19 protein-coding genes are annotated in these 16,982 nt (G+C 65.0%); 11 read left to right on the top strand and 8 right to left on the bottom strand.

What is annotated here, in order from left to right; translation table 11 throughout:
- Window positions 1-251: 251 nt before the first annotated feature.
- The 4 genes from HNS34_RS17190 to HNS34_RS17205 form a co-directional block, all read right to left on the bottom strand.
- Complete coding sequence (locus HNS34_RS17190) at window positions 252-2,393, bottom strand: malate synthase G (RefSeq protein ID WP_172321330.1); 2,142 nt, start codon at window positions 2,391-2,393, stop codon at window positions 252-254.
- A gap of 105 nt (window positions 2,394-2,498) precedes the next feature.
- Window positions 2,499-3,197 carry a helix-turn-helix transcriptional regulator gene (locus HNS34_RS17195; RefSeq protein ID WP_172321331.1) on the bottom strand — a complete coding sequence of 233 codons (699 nt, stop codon included), beginning with the start codon at window positions 3,195-3,197 and terminating at the stop codon, window positions 2,499-2,501.
- A gap of 3 nt (window positions 3,198-3,200) precedes the next feature.
- Window positions 3,201-3,578 carry a VOC family protein gene (locus HNS34_RS17200; protein WP_172321332.1) on the bottom strand — a complete coding sequence of 126 codons (378 nt, stop codon included), beginning with the start codon at window positions 3,576-3,578 and terminating at the stop codon, window positions 3,201-3,203.
- A gap of 89 nt (window positions 3,579-3,667) precedes the next feature.
- A complete protein-coding gene (locus HNS34_RS17205; RefSeq protein ID WP_172321333.1) occupies window positions 3,668-4,216 on the bottom strand; it encodes a hypothetical protein in 549 nt (182 codons plus the stop codon).
- 144 nt (window positions 4,217-4,360) lie between these two features.
- On the opposite strand from HNS34_RS17205, the gene pepN reads away from it, so the two are divergent.
- The 3 genes from pepN (at window position 4,361) to HNS34_RS17220 (ending at window position 7,806) form a co-directional block, all read left to right on the top strand.
- Entirely contained in the window at window positions 4,361-6,931 is a 2,571-nt protein-coding gene (gene pepN, locus HNS34_RS17210; protein WP_172321334.1) for an aminopeptidase N, read from the top strand.
- A 64-nt stretch (window positions 6,932-6,995) separates the two neighbouring features.
- Window positions 6,996-7,316, top strand: coding sequence for a Rid family hydrolase (locus HNS34_RS17215; RefSeq protein ID WP_328700563.1), 321 nt, complete (start codon window positions 6,996-6,998; stop codon window positions 7,314-7,316).
- Between the two features lie 91 nt (window positions 7,317-7,407).
- Window positions 7,408-7,806, top strand: coding sequence for a hypothetical protein (locus HNS34_RS17220; protein WP_172321335.1), 399 nt, complete (start codon window positions 7,408-7,410; stop codon window positions 7,804-7,806).
- Here the strand turns inward: HNS34_RS17220 and HNS34_RS20790 are convergent.
- Together HNS34_RS20790 and HNS34_RS17230 are read right to left on the bottom strand one after the other, a co-directional pair.
- On the bottom strand, window positions 7,803-8,558 hold the full coding sequence (locus HNS34_RS20790) for a transglycosylase SLT domain-containing protein (protein ID WP_235952787.1): 756 nt from the start codon (window positions 8,556-8,558) through the stop codon (window positions 7,803-7,805). The two genes, HNS34_RS17220 and HNS34_RS20790, sit on opposite strands and share 4 nt — an antisense overlap.
- A 5-nt stretch (window positions 8,559-8,563) precedes the next feature.
- Window positions 8,564-9,157, bottom strand: a complete 594-nt coding sequence (locus HNS34_RS17230) for a transglycosylase SLT domain-containing protein (protein ID WP_172321336.1) — start codon at window positions 9,155-9,157, stop codon at window positions 8,564-8,566.
- A gap of 192 nt (window positions 9,158-9,349) precedes the next feature.
- Here HNS34_RS17230 and gatB point away from each other — a divergent pair, with 192 nt between their 5' ends.
- The 6 genes from gatB to HNS34_RS20565 all read left to right on the top strand — a co-directional run bounded on the left by gatB (window position 9,350) and on the right by HNS34_RS20565 (window position 14,165).
- On the top strand, window positions 9,350-10,864 hold the full coding sequence (gene gatB / locus HNS34_RS17235) for an Asp-tRNA(Asn)/Glu-tRNA(Gln) amidotransferase subunit GatB (RefSeq protein ID WP_172321337.1): 1,515 nt from the start codon (window positions 9,350-9,352) through the stop codon (window positions 10,862-10,864).
- Window positions 10,865-10,867: 3 nt separating this feature from the next.
- Window positions 10,868-11,092, top strand: coding sequence for a hypothetical protein (locus HNS34_RS17240; RefSeq protein WP_172321338.1), 225 nt, complete (start codon window positions 10,868-10,870; stop codon window positions 11,090-11,092).
- A gap of 334 nt (window positions 11,093-11,426) precedes the next feature.
- Window positions 11,427-12,398 (top strand): DNA cytosine methyltransferase, encoded by a 972-nt coding sequence (locus HNS34_RS17245; RefSeq protein WP_172321339.1) that lies wholly within the window; start codon window positions 11,427-11,429, stop codon window positions 12,396-12,398.
- A complete protein-coding gene (locus HNS34_RS17250; RefSeq protein WP_214647521.1) occupies window positions 12,395-12,964 on the top strand; it encodes an HNH endonuclease in 570 nt (189 codons plus the stop codon). The genes HNS34_RS17245 and HNS34_RS17250 overlap by 4 nt, the downstream gene beginning before the upstream one ends.
- Before the next feature lie 163 nt (window positions 12,965-13,127).
- On the top strand, window positions 13,128-13,520 hold the full coding sequence (locus tag HNS34_RS17255) for a CopD family protein (RefSeq protein ID WP_172321340.1): 393 nt from the start codon (window positions 13,128-13,130) through the stop codon (window positions 13,518-13,520).
- A gap of 201 nt (window positions 13,521-13,721) precedes the next feature.
- Complete coding sequence (locus tag HNS34_RS20565) at window positions 13,722-14,165, top strand: DUF4177 domain-containing protein (RefSeq protein ID WP_214647522.1); 444 nt, start codon at window positions 13,722-13,724, stop codon at window positions 14,163-14,165.
- Between the two features lie 3 nt (window positions 14,166-14,168).
- Here HNS34_RS20565 and HNS34_RS17265 read toward each other — a convergent pair whose 3' ends face one another.
- Window positions 14,169-14,426, bottom strand: coding sequence for a BolA family protein (locus tag HNS34_RS17265; RefSeq protein ID WP_172321341.1), 258 nt, complete (start codon window positions 14,424-14,426; stop codon window positions 14,169-14,171).
- Between the two features lie 77 nt (window positions 14,427-14,503).
- Between HNS34_RS17265 and HNS34_RS17270 the strand changes: the two genes are divergently transcribed.
- Both HNS34_RS17270 and HNS34_RS17275 read left to right on the top strand, forming a co-directional pair.
- The gene (locus HNS34_RS17270; RefSeq protein ID WP_172321342.1) at window positions 14,504-15,130 is read left to right on the top strand and encodes a J domain-containing protein; all 627 of its coding nucleotides are present in this window, start codon (window positions 14,504-14,506) and stop codon (window positions 15,128-15,130) included.
- Window positions 15,131-15,260: 130 nt separating this feature from the next.
- Window positions 15,261-16,454 carry a BaiN/RdsA family NAD(P)/FAD-dependent oxidoreductase gene (locus HNS34_RS17275; protein ID WP_268879106.1) on the top strand — a complete coding sequence of 398 codons (1,194 nt, stop codon included), beginning with the start codon at window positions 15,261-15,263 and terminating at the stop codon, window positions 16,452-16,454.
- Here HNS34_RS17275 and msrB read toward each other — a convergent pair whose 3' ends face one another.
- Window positions 16,455-16,928, bottom strand: coding sequence for a peptide-methionine (R)-S-oxide reductase MsrB (gene msrB / locus HNS34_RS17280; RefSeq protein WP_172321344.1), 474 nt, complete (start codon window positions 16,926-16,928; stop codon window positions 16,455-16,457). It abuts the gene before it with no gap.
- Window positions 16,929-16,982: the final 54 nt, after the last annotated feature.

The raw sequence follows: 16,982 nt of genomic DNA on the forward strand, positions 1-16,982 counted from the left end.
GGTTCGTTCCTTCCTCCTTTGAACACCGACACCCTACACGAGCGGCGGCGGGAGGGGCGGGCCATCCATAAAGGGGGCAGACCCGCACCTGCCCCCATCGTCTTCGTTTCGGGCTTTTCAGGGTCCGGTCGAAACGGGGGATCGGTTTTCGCGTTCGAGCGCAAAGCGCGGGAGGCAGAGAAAACCGATGCATCTCGACCCTGAAACGATCAAAATACCTGAAATCCCGACCGCGACGCCGGGCGCGCCGTCTATTGTGACGCCTTCAGTTCCAGCCTGCGCCGATGCAGCACCGGCTCGGTATAGCCCGAGGGCTGCACCCGCCCCTTGAACACAAGGTCACAGGCCGCCTGGAAGGCAATCCCGTCGAACCCCGGTGCCATCGGCACGTAAGCGGCATCGCCCGCGTTCTGCTTGTCCACCACGGCGGCCATCTTCTGCATCGCCTCCATCACCCGGCCCTCGTCGACGACGCCGTGATGCATCCAGTTGGCGATGTGCTGCGCCGAGATGCGGCAGGTCGCGCGGTCCTCCATCAGGCCGACATCGTTGATGTCGGGCACCTTGGAACAGCCGACGCCCTGGTCGATCCAGCGCACGACATAGCCCAGGATCCCTTGCGCATTGTTCTCGACCTCGGCGATGATCTGCGCCTCGCTCCAGGCGCGGTAATTCGCCAGCGGAATATCAAGGATATGCTCGACAAAGGCGCGCTTGCCGCCCGCCCTGATCGCATCTTGCCGCGCGAAGACATCGACCTGGTGGTAATGCAGCGCGTGCAGCGTGGCCGCCGTGGGCGACGGCACCCAGGCGCAATTGGCCCCGGCGCGCGGATGCTCGATCTTCTGTTCCAGCATCGCGGCCATCTGGTCGGGGATGGCCCACATGCCCTTGCCAATCTGCGCGCGGCCCTGAAGCCCGCATTCCAGCCCGACATCGACATTCTGCGCCTCATAGGCCGCGATCCAGCCCTTGCGCTTGATGAACTCCTTTCGGCTGAACGGCCCCGCCTCCATGGAGGTATGGATCTCGTCCCCGGTGCGGTCGAGAAACCCGGTATTGATGAAGGCCACGCGGCTTTTCGCGGCGCGGATACATTCCTTGAGGTTGACAGTCGTGCGCCGCTCCTCATCCATGATGCCCAGTTTCACGGTATGGCGCGGCAGGCCGAGCACCTCTTCCACCCGGTCGAAAATCTCATCCGCAAAGGCCACTTCTTCCGGCCCGTGCATCTTCGGCTTGACCACATAGACCGAGCCGTGCAGCGAATTGCCGCCCTCGCGCTGTAAATCGTGCATGGCGATCAGCGTCGTCACCATCGCATCCATCAGCCCCTCGAAGACCTCGCCGCCATCGCGGTCCAGGATCGCGGGGTTGGTCATCAAATGGCCGACATTGCGCACCCAGAGGAGCGCCCGCCCCTTCAGCGTGACCGCCTCGCCATCCGGCCCGGAATAGCTCTTGTCGGGGTTGAGCGCGCGCGTGAACCTCTTGCCGCCCTTCTCGACCTCCTCGCTCAGATCGCCCTGCATCAGCCCCAGCCAGTTGGCGTAGCACGCCACCTTGTCCTCGGCATCGACGGCGGCGACGCTATCCTCGAAATCCATGATCGCGGTCATCGCGGCCTCGATCCGGATATCGGCCATGTTGGCGCGGTCATAGCGGCCGATATAATGGTTGCCGTCAAAGACCAGCTCCACATGCAGCCCGTGATTGACCAGCACCACCGCGTCGGGACACCGCGCCGAGCCGCTATGGCCGACGAATTTCTCAGGGCTCACCAACGGGTGCCCATCCATCACCAGCGCGCCATCGACCACCTCGTAACGGCGAATATCGGCATGGCTCGCGCCCCTGATCGGGAAATGCGTGTCCAGCAGGACGCGGGCCTGCGCCACCACCCGCGCGCCGCGCCCGCGCTCATAGCCCTTGCCCTCGGGCCGGCTGCCAAGCGCATCGGTGCCATAGAACGCGTCATAGAGACTGCCCCACCGCGCATTGGCCGCATTCAGCGCATAGCGCGCGTTCATCACCGGCACGACCAGTTGCGGGCCGGGCACGCGCGCGATCTCGGGGTCGACATTGGCGGTGTCGATGGTGAAATCCTCGCCCTCGGGCACCAGATAGCCGATCTCTTCCAGGAACGCCTTATATGCCTTGCGGTCATGCGGGCCGTCGCGATTGGCAATGTGCCAGGCGTCGATCTTCTCCTGCAGATCCTCGCGTTTTTCCAGCAGCGCCCGGTTCTTCGGCCCAAGGTCATGCACGATCTGCGCAAACCCCGCCCAGAACGCATCCGCCTCCACGCCGGTTCCGGGCAGCGCGCGGGTCTCGATGAAATCCGCCAGGTCCGCAGCCACCTGCAGCCCCTGCTTGTCAATCCGCTTGCTCATCCGACTCTCTCCTACCAATGCCTGACATCCGGTCCGCATACTGTCGCATACCGTGCTTGGCGCAGAGCTAGTCCAAAATCCGCTCAAGGGCAAGAAATCCGCGCGTCAGCGCCCGCGCTCGGCCCCGTGCCTCTCTTCCATAAGCCTATAGAAATCCTGCAATTTCTTGCCCCTTTCGGGTTTGAAAGAGGCACCTTCTTGCATTCCCTGAATCCGGTCCAGCCGGAACATGCGGAAATCCTCGCGCAGTTCGCACCAGCCCACCACGGTCCAGACCGAGCCCCAGAACCACAACCCCAGGGGCCGGATCACCCGATCCGTCCGCGCGCCCTTTTCATCACTGTAATCCAGCATCAGGCGCTGGCCCGCATCCGCGGCCGCCTCGACCCGGTCGATCCTCACCCGCAGATCGTCGGTCATGCGCGGCCCGATGGCGTGGACCGGCACCTGCCCCGCGCGCAACCGCTCGGCCTCGGGCAACACCGCGCCGATCTTGACAAGCGCCTCCTCGGCGCCGCGCGCCATATCCGCGCCGCCAAAGGCCCGGATCAGGCGGGCCCCGGCGACCAGCGCCACGATCTCGTCCCGCGTGAACATCAGCGGCGGCAGGTCATAGCCTTCCTCCATCACGTAACCCACACCCGCCTCGCCGTCGACCGGCACACCGCTGGCCATGAGGTCGGCAATATCGCGGTAGATGGTGCGGGTGCTGACCTCCAGCTTTTCGGCCAGCTTGTCTGCCGTGACCAACCGCCCGCCGCGCATCATCTGCACGATTCGAAACAGGCGGTCGGCCCGGCGCATCCTTCAGGCGACCTCGAAGAGGCCGATGGAATTGCCATCGGGATCGGTGGCGTAGAAGAAACGCCCCGGCGGGATCTGGATGATCGGCGAGACCACGGTGCCGCCCGCCTGTTTCACCCGCTCCATCATCTCCTCCGACGTGCCTTCAGCGGCCAGGTGGATGGTGGGGCCGGTGCCATCGCCCGCGGGCTTGCCCCGGTAGAGGTGTCCCGCGACGCCCTTCATCGGGTCGGCGGGCTTGAAATTGGCGAACACCTCCTCGCCCGAGGTCTCCTTCTCCAACGCCATGCCGGTGATCGCGGCGTAGAATTTCATTCCCTTGTCCAGGTCCGAGACCGGGATTTCGGACCAGACAACGGCATGTTCGGGTGCATGGGTCATGATTGTCATTCCTTCATGTTGAGACATAGCGAATGACAGCGTTTTGACATACCCCTCCTGACAGCATTCTGTCAGGAGGATGTATGATCTCAGTTGAACAGCGCGTTGATCTCGGCGGGGCCGAGGCTGGCGCGGTTGTCGCCCATCCGGCAATCGTCGTTTTGCGGGTTGGCGTCACGCAAAATGTCGGGATCATAGCTGATCTCGACGCCGAAGCCTTCCTGGAACTCGTGACCGGGGTTCCAGCTGCGCTCGGTGGCGAAGACAAAGCTTTCTCCGGGGTTGAGGTTGACGAAGCCGCGATAGCCAATGGGCGCACCGCTGGCATTCATCAGCGTGACAAGCTGCTGCCCGTCGCGCGAGCGGTAGGGCGCGCCGCCGATATTGGCGATCTCCGCCTCGATCCGGATCAACCCCCCGCCGATCCGCCGCGCGGCAAAGGACCGGATGGCGGGCGCGGGGCATTGCACGGCCAGCACACCGGGCTGGACGCTGATCCCCTGCTGTCCGGCGAATCCGGGAACGGCATCGGGCATCAACTGGATCCCCTCCAACTGGATCAGGGATTGCGCCGGCGCGGCGGCAGGCGTGAGGGCGGCAAGCGCAAGACAGGCGGCTTTGAGGGTCAGGGGGCGCATCGGGACATCTCCTTTGGTTGAATCGGGGGCGCTGTCCATGGGTCGGGTGACGCAGGGGAAAGGTTCAATCGGACCCGCGCCCGACCTTGCACCTGCGCGCCCATCCGCTACTCATTGGGGCGACCAAACGCGAAGGAATCCCCCATGCAAGCCGACGCCCCCCAGACCGTCCACCTGGCCGATTACACCGCCCCGAACTGGTGGGTGGAAAAGGTCGAGCTTGCCTTTGACCTGCACCCGACCGCGACCCGCGTCCGCTCGAAAATCCGGTTCATACGCAACCCGGATGCCGAGGGGCGCGACCTGCATCTGGACGGGGAAAATCTTTCGCTCATCACTTTAGCTGTGGACGGCAAACCCCTCACCGGTAACGAATATCGGAAAACCGACACAAGCCTGACCGTCCCCGGCGACACCCTGCCGCAAGACGCCTTCACCTGGGAGGCCGAGGTCGAGATCAACCCCGAGGCCAACACCGCGCTGGAGGGGCTCTACATGTCCAATGGAATGTTCTGCACCCAATGCGAGGCCGAGGGCTTTCGCAAGATCACCTATTACCCCGACCGCCCCGATGTGATGGCCCCCTTCGAGGTGCGGATCAATTCCGACCTGCCGGTGCTCCTGTCCAACGGCAACCACGCCGAGCGCGGCAATGGCATGGCCGTCTGGTCCGATCCCTGGCCGAAACCCGCCTACCTCTTCGCGCTTGTCGCGGGCGACCTGGTGGCGATCTCGGACCGCTTTACCACCCGCTCGGGGCGCGACGTGGCGCTCAACATCTGGGTCCGGCGCGGCGATGAGGGCAAATGCGCCTTCGCCATGGACGCGCTGAAACGCTCGATGCGATGGGATGAGGAGGTTTACGGGCGCGAATACGACCTCGACATCTTCAACATCGTCGCGGTCGACGATTTCAACATGGGCGCGATGGAGAACAAGGGGCTCAACATCTTCAACTCCTCCGCCGTGCTGGCCAGCCCCGAGACCTCCACCGACGACAATTTCGCCCGTATCGAGGCGATCATCGCGCATGAGTATTTCCACAACTGGACCGGCAACCGCATCACCTGCCGCGACTGGTTCCAACTGTGCCTCAAGGAAGGGCTGACCGTGTTCCGCGATCAGCAGTTCTCCGGCGACACGCGCGGGGCGGCGGTCGAGCGCATCGGCAACGTCCTGTCCCTGCGCGCGCGCCAGTTCCGCGAGGATGCGGGGCCCCTGGCGCATCCCGTCCGGCCCGAAAGCTTCGTCGAGATCAACAATTTCTACACCGCCACGGTCTATGAGAAGGGCGCCGAGATCATCGGGATGCTCAAGCGCCTGGTGGGCGACGACGCCTATTACAAGGCGTGCGATCTCTACTTTTCCCGCCACGACGGTGACGCCGCCACGATCGAGGATTGGCTCAAGGTGTTCGAGGATACGACCGGCCGCGACCTGACCCGGTTCAAGCGCTGGTACACCCAGGCCGGAACCCCGCGCGTGACGGTCACCGACAGCTTCAAGGACGGCACATACCGGATTGATTTTGAACAGGTAACACCGCCCACACCCGGTCAGCCCGACAAGGAACCGCAACTCATCCCGATGGCGATGGGGCTGATCAATCCCGACGGATCCGAAGCGCGCCCGACGCAGGTGGTGGAACTGACCGAGGCCCGCCAGAGCCTGCGTTTCGACGGCCTCGACGCGCGCCCGATCCCCTCGCTCCTGCGCGGCTTCTCGGCCCCCGTGATCCTCGACCACAGCCCCGGTTTCAACGACCGCGCCACGCTGCTGGCGCATGACACCGACCCTTTCGTGCGGTGGGAGGCCGGACGCGCCCTGACCCGTCAGACCGTCCTGGCGATGCTGACCGACCGCGCCGCCCCCGACCCCGCCTATCTGGATGCGCTGCAGATGGCGGCGGCGAATGACACCCTCGACCCCGCCTTCCGCGCGCTGGTGCTGTCGCTGCCCTCGCAGGACGACATCGCGCAGGGCTGCGTCGATGCGGGCGTGGTGCCCGACCCGACCGCCATTCACCACGCGCTGAAGGCGCTCGGGCGCTCGATCGGCGACCACATGGAGGGGCTCTTCACCACGCTTTACGACCGCCTCGCCAGCGACGCGCCCTACCGGCCCGATGCCGCGCAATCCGGCAAACGCGCCTTGCGCAACATGGCCTTGAGGCGCCTCACCCCGCGCGACGGCGCGACCCGCGCCCGCGCCCAGTTCGACACCGCCACCAACATGACCGATCAACTTGCCGCCTTCGCCTGCCTGCTGGAGGCGGGCGACCCACAGGTGGCCGCGCAGTTCGAGGCGCAATGGCACGGTGACCGCCTGGTGATGGATAAATGGTTCATGCTCCAGGTCGCGCAGGCCGAGCCGAAAGACGCCGTATCCCGCGCGAAGATACTGACAGAACACCCTGATTTCACGATGAAAAACCCAAACCGCTTCCGCGCGGTGATGGGCGGGCTGACAGGCGGCAACCCGGCGGGCTTCCACGACCCTTCCGGCGCGGGCTACCGCTTCCTCGCCACCTGGCTGATCCGCCTCGATGCCGCCAACCCGCAGACCGCCGCCCGCCTCTCCACCGCGTTCGAGACCTGGAAACGCTACGATGCCGACCGCCAGACCCTGATGCGGACAGAGCTTGAGCGCATCCTCGACACAGACGGCCTCAGCCGCGACCTGGCCGAGATGACCAGCCGGATGCTGGAGGGGTAAGCGCATAAAAAAGCACGTCTTCTCCGGCTCGGTTTTCGAGGAGAAATATGGCCATTCCCGCGCCGTGGTCGCGGGCGACACGATCTATGTCTCGGGCACGACGGGCTATGACTACGCCACCGGCGCGCTGCCCGAGGAGGCCGCCGAACAGACCCGCCAGACCTTCCGCAATATCGAGGCCGCGCTGCACCAGGCGGGGGCAAGCCTGCACGACCTCGTGCAGATCGTGACCTATTTCACCGATCCCGACGACTGGGACGCCATCGGCGCGGTCCTGCGCGACGAATTGCAGGGCATTCACCCGGCCAATTCGGGCGTTCGCGTCGCGTTGATCGACCCCGCGATGAAGGTCGAGATCTCGGCCATCGCGGTCAGATCGGCCTGACAGGGAATTGCACACAATCCCTGCGCATTCGCCACCCGAGACGCGCAGCCTTGCCACGAAAAAACCCAGATGGCCGCGCAGGATCGCGGTCATGACACCAAGCTTTCAATACCGCGTCCTGGGGCGCGCGCGCTGCGCCTGGCCGGGGCTGGCCGCAGGCACGATCATGGCCGGGGCCGCCGCCTGGTCCGGGGCCGCGCCCTGGGTCTGGGCCGCACTCCTGCCCTGCCTCGGCATCTGCCTGCTGCAACTGGCGCTGCGCCCGATCTACGGCATCCGCATCTCCCCCTCGGCGCTGGAGATCTACGAGGGCTTCGGGGAAGAGGCGCTGCCGCTCTCGGACATCGCGCATCTGCGGATCATCGGCGGCGATGTGCGGGTGGTCATGACCTCAGGCAGCGAACGCGCGCTTCCGCGCCGCGCCCTGCCCAATGCCATCGCGCTCATCCGCGAGATGACGGAACGCGGCATCCCGATCAGACAAGTCTAACCGCGCGGATCGCAATAGCTCTGCGACGACACCCAGTCCCGCATCGCCTCGCGCCGCGTGCGGCTGTGAAACGGTCCCCATTCGGCGGCGACGCCCCGCATGCCCCGGCTGACCACCCCGTCGCGCAGCACGTTCTGCGCCATGATCCGCACGCCGCAGCGCAGATTGGCGGAGCCGTTCATCAGCGCCTCGCCGGTGCCGACCGCGCAATCGCGGTAGCGCGCGGTGGCGGGCGCGATCTGGATCAGCCCGAACCACTGTCCGCCGCCGCCCACGGCGCGGGGGTTATGGGTGCTCTCATACCAGGCCAGCGCCGAGACCAGGCCCGCCCAGAACGCCGCGCGTTCCTCCAGCCCGTTTTCCTCGTATTCCGGACACCATTCGGCAATATCGCCGGGCACGGTGCGCAAAAGTTGCTCGCGGTCGCGGATCGCGGTGATCAGGGCGATGCCCCAGGCCGGGTCGGCGGGCGCCACCATTCCGGGGCGCTGTTCGTCCCAATGCAGGACGGGCACCAAGATCTCGGGCCGGGTCACGGGCCGCAGGCTGGCCAGCGGCGCCGCGGTCGGGCGCTGCACCGGGCGGATGATATCGGGGGCCGAGGCGGTTTCGGGCGCGTCCGGATTGCGCACTTCCTCCTGCGGCCCGATCTCGGCCACCTCGGGCAGTTCGGGCGCGGTCACTTCGGCCAGCGCCACGGTGGACATCCCGAGGGCGAACATCGCCGCAAGGGGCAGGAAACGGCGGGTCATGCGCCTCACCCCTGACAATAGCTCTGCCGATGCAGCCAGGCCCGCATCTCGGCGGCCTTGGCCGGGTCGCGCATCGGCCCCCAATCGGCGGCCACGCCGCGCCTGCCCTGGCTGACCACGCCGTCGCGCGGCACCGTCACCGCCATGATCCGCAAGGCGCAGCGCAGGTTGGCCGCCCCGTCGCGCAGCGCGCTGCCGGTCCCCACGGCGCAATTGCGATACCGCGCCGTCGCGGGCGAGATCTGCAGCAGCCCGAACCAGCGCCCGCCGCCCCCCACGGCATCGGGGTTCCAGGTGCTCTCATAGCGCGCCAGCGCCGACATGAACCCGGTCCAGAAGGCCGCGCGGGTCTCGGCATCGGCATGGGTATAGCCGGGGCACCAATCCTCGGCGTCGGACGGCACCACCTGCGTCAGGATCGCCGCATCGCTGTTCAGCATCTCCATCGAAGCGCGGGTCCAGATCGCCGCTTCGGGCCGGTGATCCCACCGCATTACCGGCTCGGCGACGGGGTCGGGCGCGGGGCGCAGCTCGGCGCAGGCGGCAAGGGCAAAGGCGGACACAAGGGCCAGCAGGACGGGCCGGATGAGACGGGGCATCGTGGTTCTCGTAAAGAAAACTCCCCAATCCGGGGGAGCGACGGCTTTCTCTGCGCGCAAAGCCCCGAGTCGATCCAGCCCGGCAACCGGTGACGGGCTCAAACTGGCAAGGCTCCGCCGATCCCCGCCCCCTCTTGCCCCCTTCCGCCCCCTGCCCTAGAACCGCGGGCGAAACCGCGCCGGAGACCCTTCATGCTTGACCTGACCTATGACACGCCGAAGCCCAAGGTGATCTCGGGCGCGAAACAGGATTGGGAGCTTGTGATCGGGCTGGAGGTTCACGCCCAGGTCGCCTCCAACGCCAAGCTCTTCTCGGGCGCCTCCACCCGCTTCGGGGCCGAACCCAATTCCAACGTCGCCTTCGTCGATGCGGGCATGCCGGGGATGCTGCCGGTGATCAACGAGTTCTGCGTCGAACAGGCGGTGCGCACCGGGCTTGGCCTGAAGGCCGTGATCAACCTGAAATCCGCCTTCGACCGCAAGAACTACTTCTATCCCGACCTGCCGCAGGGCTACCAGATCAGCCAGCTGTATCACCCCATCGTGGGCGAGGGCGAGGTGCTGGTGGAAATGGGCGACGGAACGGCAAGGACGGTCCGCATCGAACGCATCCACATGGAACAGGATGCCGGGAAATCCATCCACGACATGGACCCGGCGATGAGTTTCGTCGACCTCAACCGCACCGGCGTCTGCCTGATGGAGATCGTGAGCCGCCCCGACATCCGTGGCCCCGAGGAGGCCGCCGCCTATGTCTCCAAGCTGCGCCAGATCATGCGCTACCTCGGCACCTGCGACGGCAACATGCAAAACGGCAACCTGCGCGCCGATGTGAACGTTTCCATCTGCCAGCCCGGCGCCTATGAGCGCTACCAGGACAGCCAGGATTTCAGCCATCTCGGCACAAGATGCGAGATCAAGAACATGAACAGCCTGCGCTTCATCCAGGCCGCCATCGAACACGAGGCGCGCCGCCAGATCGCCATTGTCGAAGCGGGCGGCACAGTGGATCAGGAAACCCGGCTCTATGACCCGGACAAGGGCGAGACGCGCTCCATGCGCTCCAAGGAAGAGGCCCACGACTACCGCTACTTCCCCGATCCCGACCTGCTGCCGCTGGAGATCGAACAGGCCTGGATCGACGACATCGCAGCCCGCCTGCCCGAACTGCCCGACGCCAAGAAGGCCCGCTTCATGGCCGATTTCGGCCTCTCGGATTATGACGCCTCCGTGCTCACCGCCGACACCGCCAACGCGGCCTATTTCGAATCCGTGGCCGCCGAGGCGGGCGACGGCAAGCTCGCCGCCAACTGGGTCATCAACGAGCTTTTCGGGCGCCTCAAGAAAGACGAACGAGGCATCGCCGAAAGCCCCGTCTCGCCGGCGCAACTGGCCGCCATTGTCCGGCTGATCAAGAAGGGCGACATCTCGGGCAAGATCGCCAAGGACCTCTTCGAGATCACCTATACCGAAGGCGGCGACCCCGAACAGATCGTCGAGGCGCGCGGCATGAAACAGGTAACGGACACGGGCGCCATCGAGGCCGCCGTGGACGAAATCATCGCCGCCAACCCCGCCCAGGTCGAAAAGGCCAGGCAAAACCCGAAACTGGCGGGCTGGTTCGTGGGCCAGGTCATGAAGGCCACGGGCGGCAAGGCCAATCCGAAAGCCGTCAACGAAATCGTGGCGCGGAAACTGGCCCTCTAGACCATGCGCCTGCGCGATCCCCTCGCCACGCATAACGAGCGTGTCAAATTGCGCGCAGGCTTCCTGAACGCGCTGGCAATCGGGTTTCTGGGCTTCGCTTTCCTCCGCCCGCTTGTCGAGGGCACGCTGTCGCTGACCGCGCTGACCGCCGCGTTTCTCGCAACGGGACTGGCATTACATGCCGCGGCTCACTATATTCTGAGATACTTGGAAAAGGAGGACACCTGACCATGGACAGCCTCAGCCTTCTGGCCATCCCCGGTTTCGCCCTCGCGCTCGCGGCCTATCTGGTCTGGGACACGCGCCGCACCGCGCGCCGCAACGAATCCCGCGACCATCCCGCCGAGTGATCGCCCCCTCCCCCATTGCCCCGCCCCCTAACCTCGGCTTAACCTTCGCCCAACAATAATCGCGCAGGACCAGGGCGAGGGGCAAAGACCATGAGCAACCACCTCTATTACGGCGACAACCTCGCCGTGCCGCCGCCTTCACATCCGATTCCACTACCTGATCTTGTTGCCCCTACCCGCAAAGTGTCGATATACAGGCACCCGAGGGGTCAATGCGCCAGTTAGAATCAATAGAGTTTTGCGCTGGCGCCGGTGGCCAGGCGCTCGGGTTGGAACAGGCCGGTTTCAGTCATGTCCTGCTTGTGGATAACGATCTGGATTGCTGCGCAACGCTGCGCGCAAACCGTCCCGGCTGGAACGTCCATTGCTCCGATATGACGGAAGTGTCCAACCTGGGCATCAAGGGCATTGACCTGTTTGCAGCGGGCCTCCCGTGCCCGCCCTTCTCGATTGCCGGCAAGCAGCTGGGTGCGAAGGACGAACGCAATCTGTTTCCCGCCGCCCTTCGCCTGATCGCGGAAACGCAGCCGAAATTTGTGCTGATCGAGAATGTTCGGGGCTTCCTGGCCAAATCCTTCGCGCAATATCGCGCCGAATTGCGTGCAGCCCTTGCTCAGCTTGGATATGAAGTTGATTGGTGCCTACTGGATGCCAAGAACTTCTCGGTGTCCCAGAGCCGTTCGCGTGTTGCCATTGTCGCGGCACGCAAACCCTATTGGAAACACTACTCCTTTCCGAAATCCACAGGTAAATCACCACAAAACGTGGGGGAATTGCTCTCCGATCTCATGGCGGCAAACGGATGGGAGGGTATCGACACCTGGCAATCCGGCGCGAACGCTATAGCCCCCACAATCGTTGGCGGGTCGAAAAAGCATGGGGGACCGGACTTGGGCCCGACCCGCGCCCGCGAAGCCTGGCGAAAACTGGGGGTCAATGGTGGCTCCATCGCCGAGGACGCGCCCATGCCGGGATTCGACGGCCCTCCCCGACTGACGAACCGTATGGTTGCGCGCGTCCAAGGGTTTCCCGATTCCTGGATGTTCACCGGCAAGAAAACCGCAGCCTATCGACAGATCGGCAATGCCTTTCCGCCACCGGTTGCGCGCAGCTTGGGCGTCTCCATTCGACAGGCAATCGTCGCCGCCGAGGCGTTTGACGAAGCGCCGCTTGCTGCCGAATGAAAGGTCCGAAGAACCAGGGCGCTCGGGCGAAGCTGCGCCTTCACTTCCTTGAAAACCTGAACCGGGTCATGGACTCGGATGAATTGCGGGAGGTTTCGGGCGGAATCACGGAATGGGCGCGACGGGTTCGGGAACTCCGCTCGGAAGAAGGCTACAAGATTCTAACCCACAATGACCTTTCGTCGTTGAAGCCCGGTCAGTATCTTCTCCGCGACCCCAAGCCGGAACCCGCCTTTGCCCGCGGCATTTCCAAGGAAACCCGCGCTTTGGTGTTGGATCGCAACGGGTTTACCTGCCAGCAATGTGGGGCTGTGGCGGGCGAGGCCCATCCATTCGATCCAACGCGCAAGACCCGACTGCAAATCGGGCATGTCATCGACAAGTCGCAGGGTGGCACCGATGACGCCCATAACCTTCGCGCCCTATGTTCCGTTTGCAACGAGGGGGCGGCCAACTTGACGCTGGACCGTCCGTCCCTGCACAAGTTGTTGGTTCAGGTCAGACGCGCGACAAGCGATGATCAGCGCCGCGTCCTGGAATGGCTCAAGTCCAAGTTCGAGCCGTAGCAGAGAGACAAGGCGCCATGGCGACACCTACAAACGCGCCGCGCCCGAGGAGGATCGCACCGCGCAGGGCAAGCTCGACCTGTAGGGCGCGCACGTCCCCCCCCCCCGCGCGCCATCAAACCCCGCCTTCCCCCCGCCCCCGATCCCGCCTACACTCGGCGCCATGCTGACCCTCAAGGCCCTCCATATCCTCGCGCTTGCCGCCGGTCTCGGCCTTGGCCTTGCCAACCTGGTCATCGGCGCGATGTCGACCGATCCCGCCATCACCCGCCCGATCCAGAAACGCCTCTCGCGGGTCGCCTTCGCCGCGCTGATCGTGCTCTGGATCACCGGCGTCTGGATGGCCGTTATCGCCTACACGCTCTCCACCCTGCCGTTCTGGTTCTGGGTCAAAATCCTCGTCGTGCTCGCCATGACCGCCGCCGCCGTCACCGCGCAGGTGGCGCTCATCCGCGCGCCGGACCCCGAGACGCCCGCGCGGCTCAAGCGCCTGACCCATATCGTCACCGGCAGCGCCGCGCTGGCGGTGATCCTGGCGGTCATCGCCTTCGGCTGACTTCGCAAACCCGCACATATACTGCGCCAATCATCCGGAAGCGTGCGTGAATTTGTATGAACGGGGGGCGCATCGAGGGGTGTACGGGGGGTGCACATCACCGTTTCCACATTGGAAACACTGCCCACACCGCCCAATCAACGCTTTGGAATTGCCAATGAGGCCCCTAGAGTGGCTGCCGCGTTAACCATTTGGGGGCTCATGCCCAGATATGAATACAAGGTCGTCCCGGCCCCGGCCAAGGGCCTGAAAGCCAAGGGAATCCGCAGCCCCGAGGCGCGGTTTGCCCATGCCCTGGCCAGTGCCATGAACGAATTGGGGGCCGAGGGCTGGAGCTACCTGCGCACCGATACGCTGCCCGCCGAGGAGCGCGTCGGCCTGACCCGGACAAGGACCACCTATCACAACATGCTGGTCTTCCGCCGCGAAGTGCAGGAAGACATGCAATTGCAAGAGGTTGCGCAATCCTCTCCGCCGCCGCCCACGGCGCTGGAACTGGCCTTCCAGGCCCCGCAGCCGGTCCCGCGGATCGCCTATGAGGACACCCCCGAGGACGCGGAGGACGCCCCCTCCGCCTCGATCCTGACCATCTTGCAAGCGCGCCGCGCCGAGACCGAGGACGTTAACGAAATCGCCGCCGAATGAGGCCTAGCCGCGGAACTCCACCGACAATGCGTGGATCTCGGTCATCAGATCTTTACCAATCGCCTCATGCACCGCCCGATGCCGCGCGATACGCGACAGGCCCATGAGGCTATCGGCTTGAATAACCACATGAAAATGGCTCTGCCCGCCCTCCTGGTACCCGGCATGACCGCGATGCTTCTCGCTCTCGTCGATCACCTCCAGATGCCCCGGTTTCAACGCCCGCAGCAAATTCTCCCGGATTTTCTCTACCCGCCCCATCAATTCTCCCCCTCCCCTCTTCATCCCCTCTGCGAAAAACTCTAGAGTGTCCGCTCCGAGTCGAAAAGGGATGACCCATGGCCGAAAATGATCCGTTCAATTTCGATCTCCGCGTGTCCACGGACAAGAAGAAACGCCGCGGCGGACGGCGCGGCATGTCGGGCGCGTTCGAGACCTCGCAGCGCCCCTGCGCCCATGCGGGATGCGACGAGCCCGGCCAGTACCGCGCGCCGAAATCCCCCGATGTGCTGGACGATTACCTGTGGTTCTGCAAGGAACATGTGCGCGAATACAACCTGAAATGGAACTTCTTCGACGGCACCACCGAGGCCGAGATGGAGGACCAGATGGAGCGCGCCCGCGTCTGGGACCGGCCCACCAAGCCGTTCAAGAAATCGGCCGAGGAACGCGCCTGGTCGCGGCTCGGTGTCGATGATCCGCACCAGGTCCTGGGCGAGAACGCCACCCGAAACCCCGGCAAATCCATCACCGGCACCCGCCGCCTGCCGCCGACCGAGCGCCGTGCCATCGACATCCTGGACGCCAAGGATCACTGGACCAAGGCCGAGGTGCGCAAGGCGTACAAATCCCTGATCAAGGTGCTGCACCCCGATATCAATGGCGGCGACCGCAGCCAGGAGGAACAGTTGCAGGAGGTTGTCTGGGCCTGGGACCAGATCAAGGACAGCCGCAACTTCAAGTGAACCGCCCCGGCTTCCTCTTCACCCCCGATTAACCTTAACGCGCGCGCCCCCCTTCATTTTGCCGAAAATACCTCCGCCGGAGGCTCCCGCACTCCATACCCGGCGCCACATCCGAACCGGAGAGACCCGCTTGCCTCCCAAACCGGTCAACACGCTCATCCTCGGTGCCGGTGCGGCGGGGCTGATGGCCGCCGCCCATGCCGGGCCCGACACGCTGGTGATCGACCACGCGAAAGCGCCGGGCGAGAAGATCCGCATCTCCGGCGGCGGGCGCTGCAATTTCACCAATCTGCATGCCGGGCCGGACAACTTCCTGTCCGAAAACCCGCATTTCGCCAAATCCGCGCTCAGCCGCTATACGCAGTGGGATTTCATCGACCTGGTGGATCGCCACGGTATTGCCTGGCACGAAAAGACCCTGGGGCAGCTCTTCTGCGACGGCTCGTCGAAAGAGATCATTGCCATGCTGCTCGATGAGATGCGGCCCGCCGATCTGTGGCTGAATACCTCGATTGACGAGATCGCCCATGACGGCAGCCGGTTTCGCGTCGCGCTGACGCGGCAGGGCAAGCCGGTCACGGTCCATGCCCGCAACCTGGTGGTGGCGACGGGCGGCAAGAGCATCCCAAAGATGGGCGCGACCGGGCTTGGCTACCGGATCGCCGAGCAATTCGGCCATGCCCTGACCGAGACCCGCCCCGCCCTTGTGCCGCTGACCTTTGACGAGACCACGAAGGAAGTGTTCCGTCCGCTCTCCGGCGTTTCCCTCCCGATCCGCACGCGCTGCAACGGGGTCGGCTTCGACGAGGCGCTGCTCTTCACGCATCGCGGCCTGTCCGGTCCGGCGATCCTGCAAATCTCGTCCTACTGGCGCGAGGGCGATGCGATTTCGCTGCATCTCAGGCCCGACCTCGACCTCTACACCGCCCTGCGTGACCGGCGGGCCGAGAAGGGCGGCAAGGCGCTGGCCACGGTGCTATCCGACTACCTGCCGCGCGCGCTGGTGACACAGATGGCGGAAGCGTGGGAGCTGTCGGGGAATCTCGCCGATCAGTCCGACACCGCGTTGCAGCGGCTCTGCGACCGGATCACCGACTGGCAGGTCACGCCGACCTCTTCCGAGGGCTACCGCACCGCGGAGGTCACGCTTGGCGGGGTGTCGACGCAAGAAGTCTCATCGCGGACCATGGAATCGCAGAACCAGCCCGGTCTTTACCTCATCGGCGAAGTGATGGACGTCACGGGCTGGCTCGGCGGATACAATTTCCAATGGGCCTGGGCCTCGGGCGCGGCGGCGGGGCGGGCCATCGCCGCGCAGCGCTGATCAGGCCGCGCGGAAGACCAGCGACACGCCGTTGAGGCAGTGACGCTCGCCGGTGGGTGGCGGGCCGTCATCGAAGATATGGCCCAGATGGCTGCCACAGCGGCGGCAATGGCATTCGGTGCGGGTGATGAAGAAACTGCGATCCTGCATCGTGCCGATCGCGTTTTCCAGCGGCGCGGTGAAACTGGGCCAGCCGGTTTCGCTGTCATACTTGGTTTCCGAGGAATAAAGCGCCAGGTCACAGCCGCGGCAGTGATAGATGCCGTCGGCGTAATTGGCATCCAGCGGGCTGGAATAGGGCTCCTCGGTCGCGCCTTCGCGCATCACGCGGTATTCCAGATCGGTCAGCATCTCGCGCCATTCGGCCTCGGTTCGGGTCACTTCGAAATCGCCCTCGACATACTGGGCGCGGGCTGGAAAGCCGGTGAAGGCGACCGCGCCAAGGGCGGTGGTCAGAAAATGTCGTCTCAACATGTCGGAACTCCTTTCCTGGCTTGTCGTGGTGGGGTCGGAGGCGCGCGCCCCCCA

Source organism: Alterinioella nitratireducens, assembly GCF_013155465.1.
GTDB classification, from domain to species: Bacteria; Pseudomonadota; Alphaproteobacteria; order Rhodobacterales; family Rhodobacteraceae; genus Alterinioella; species Alterinioella nitratireducens.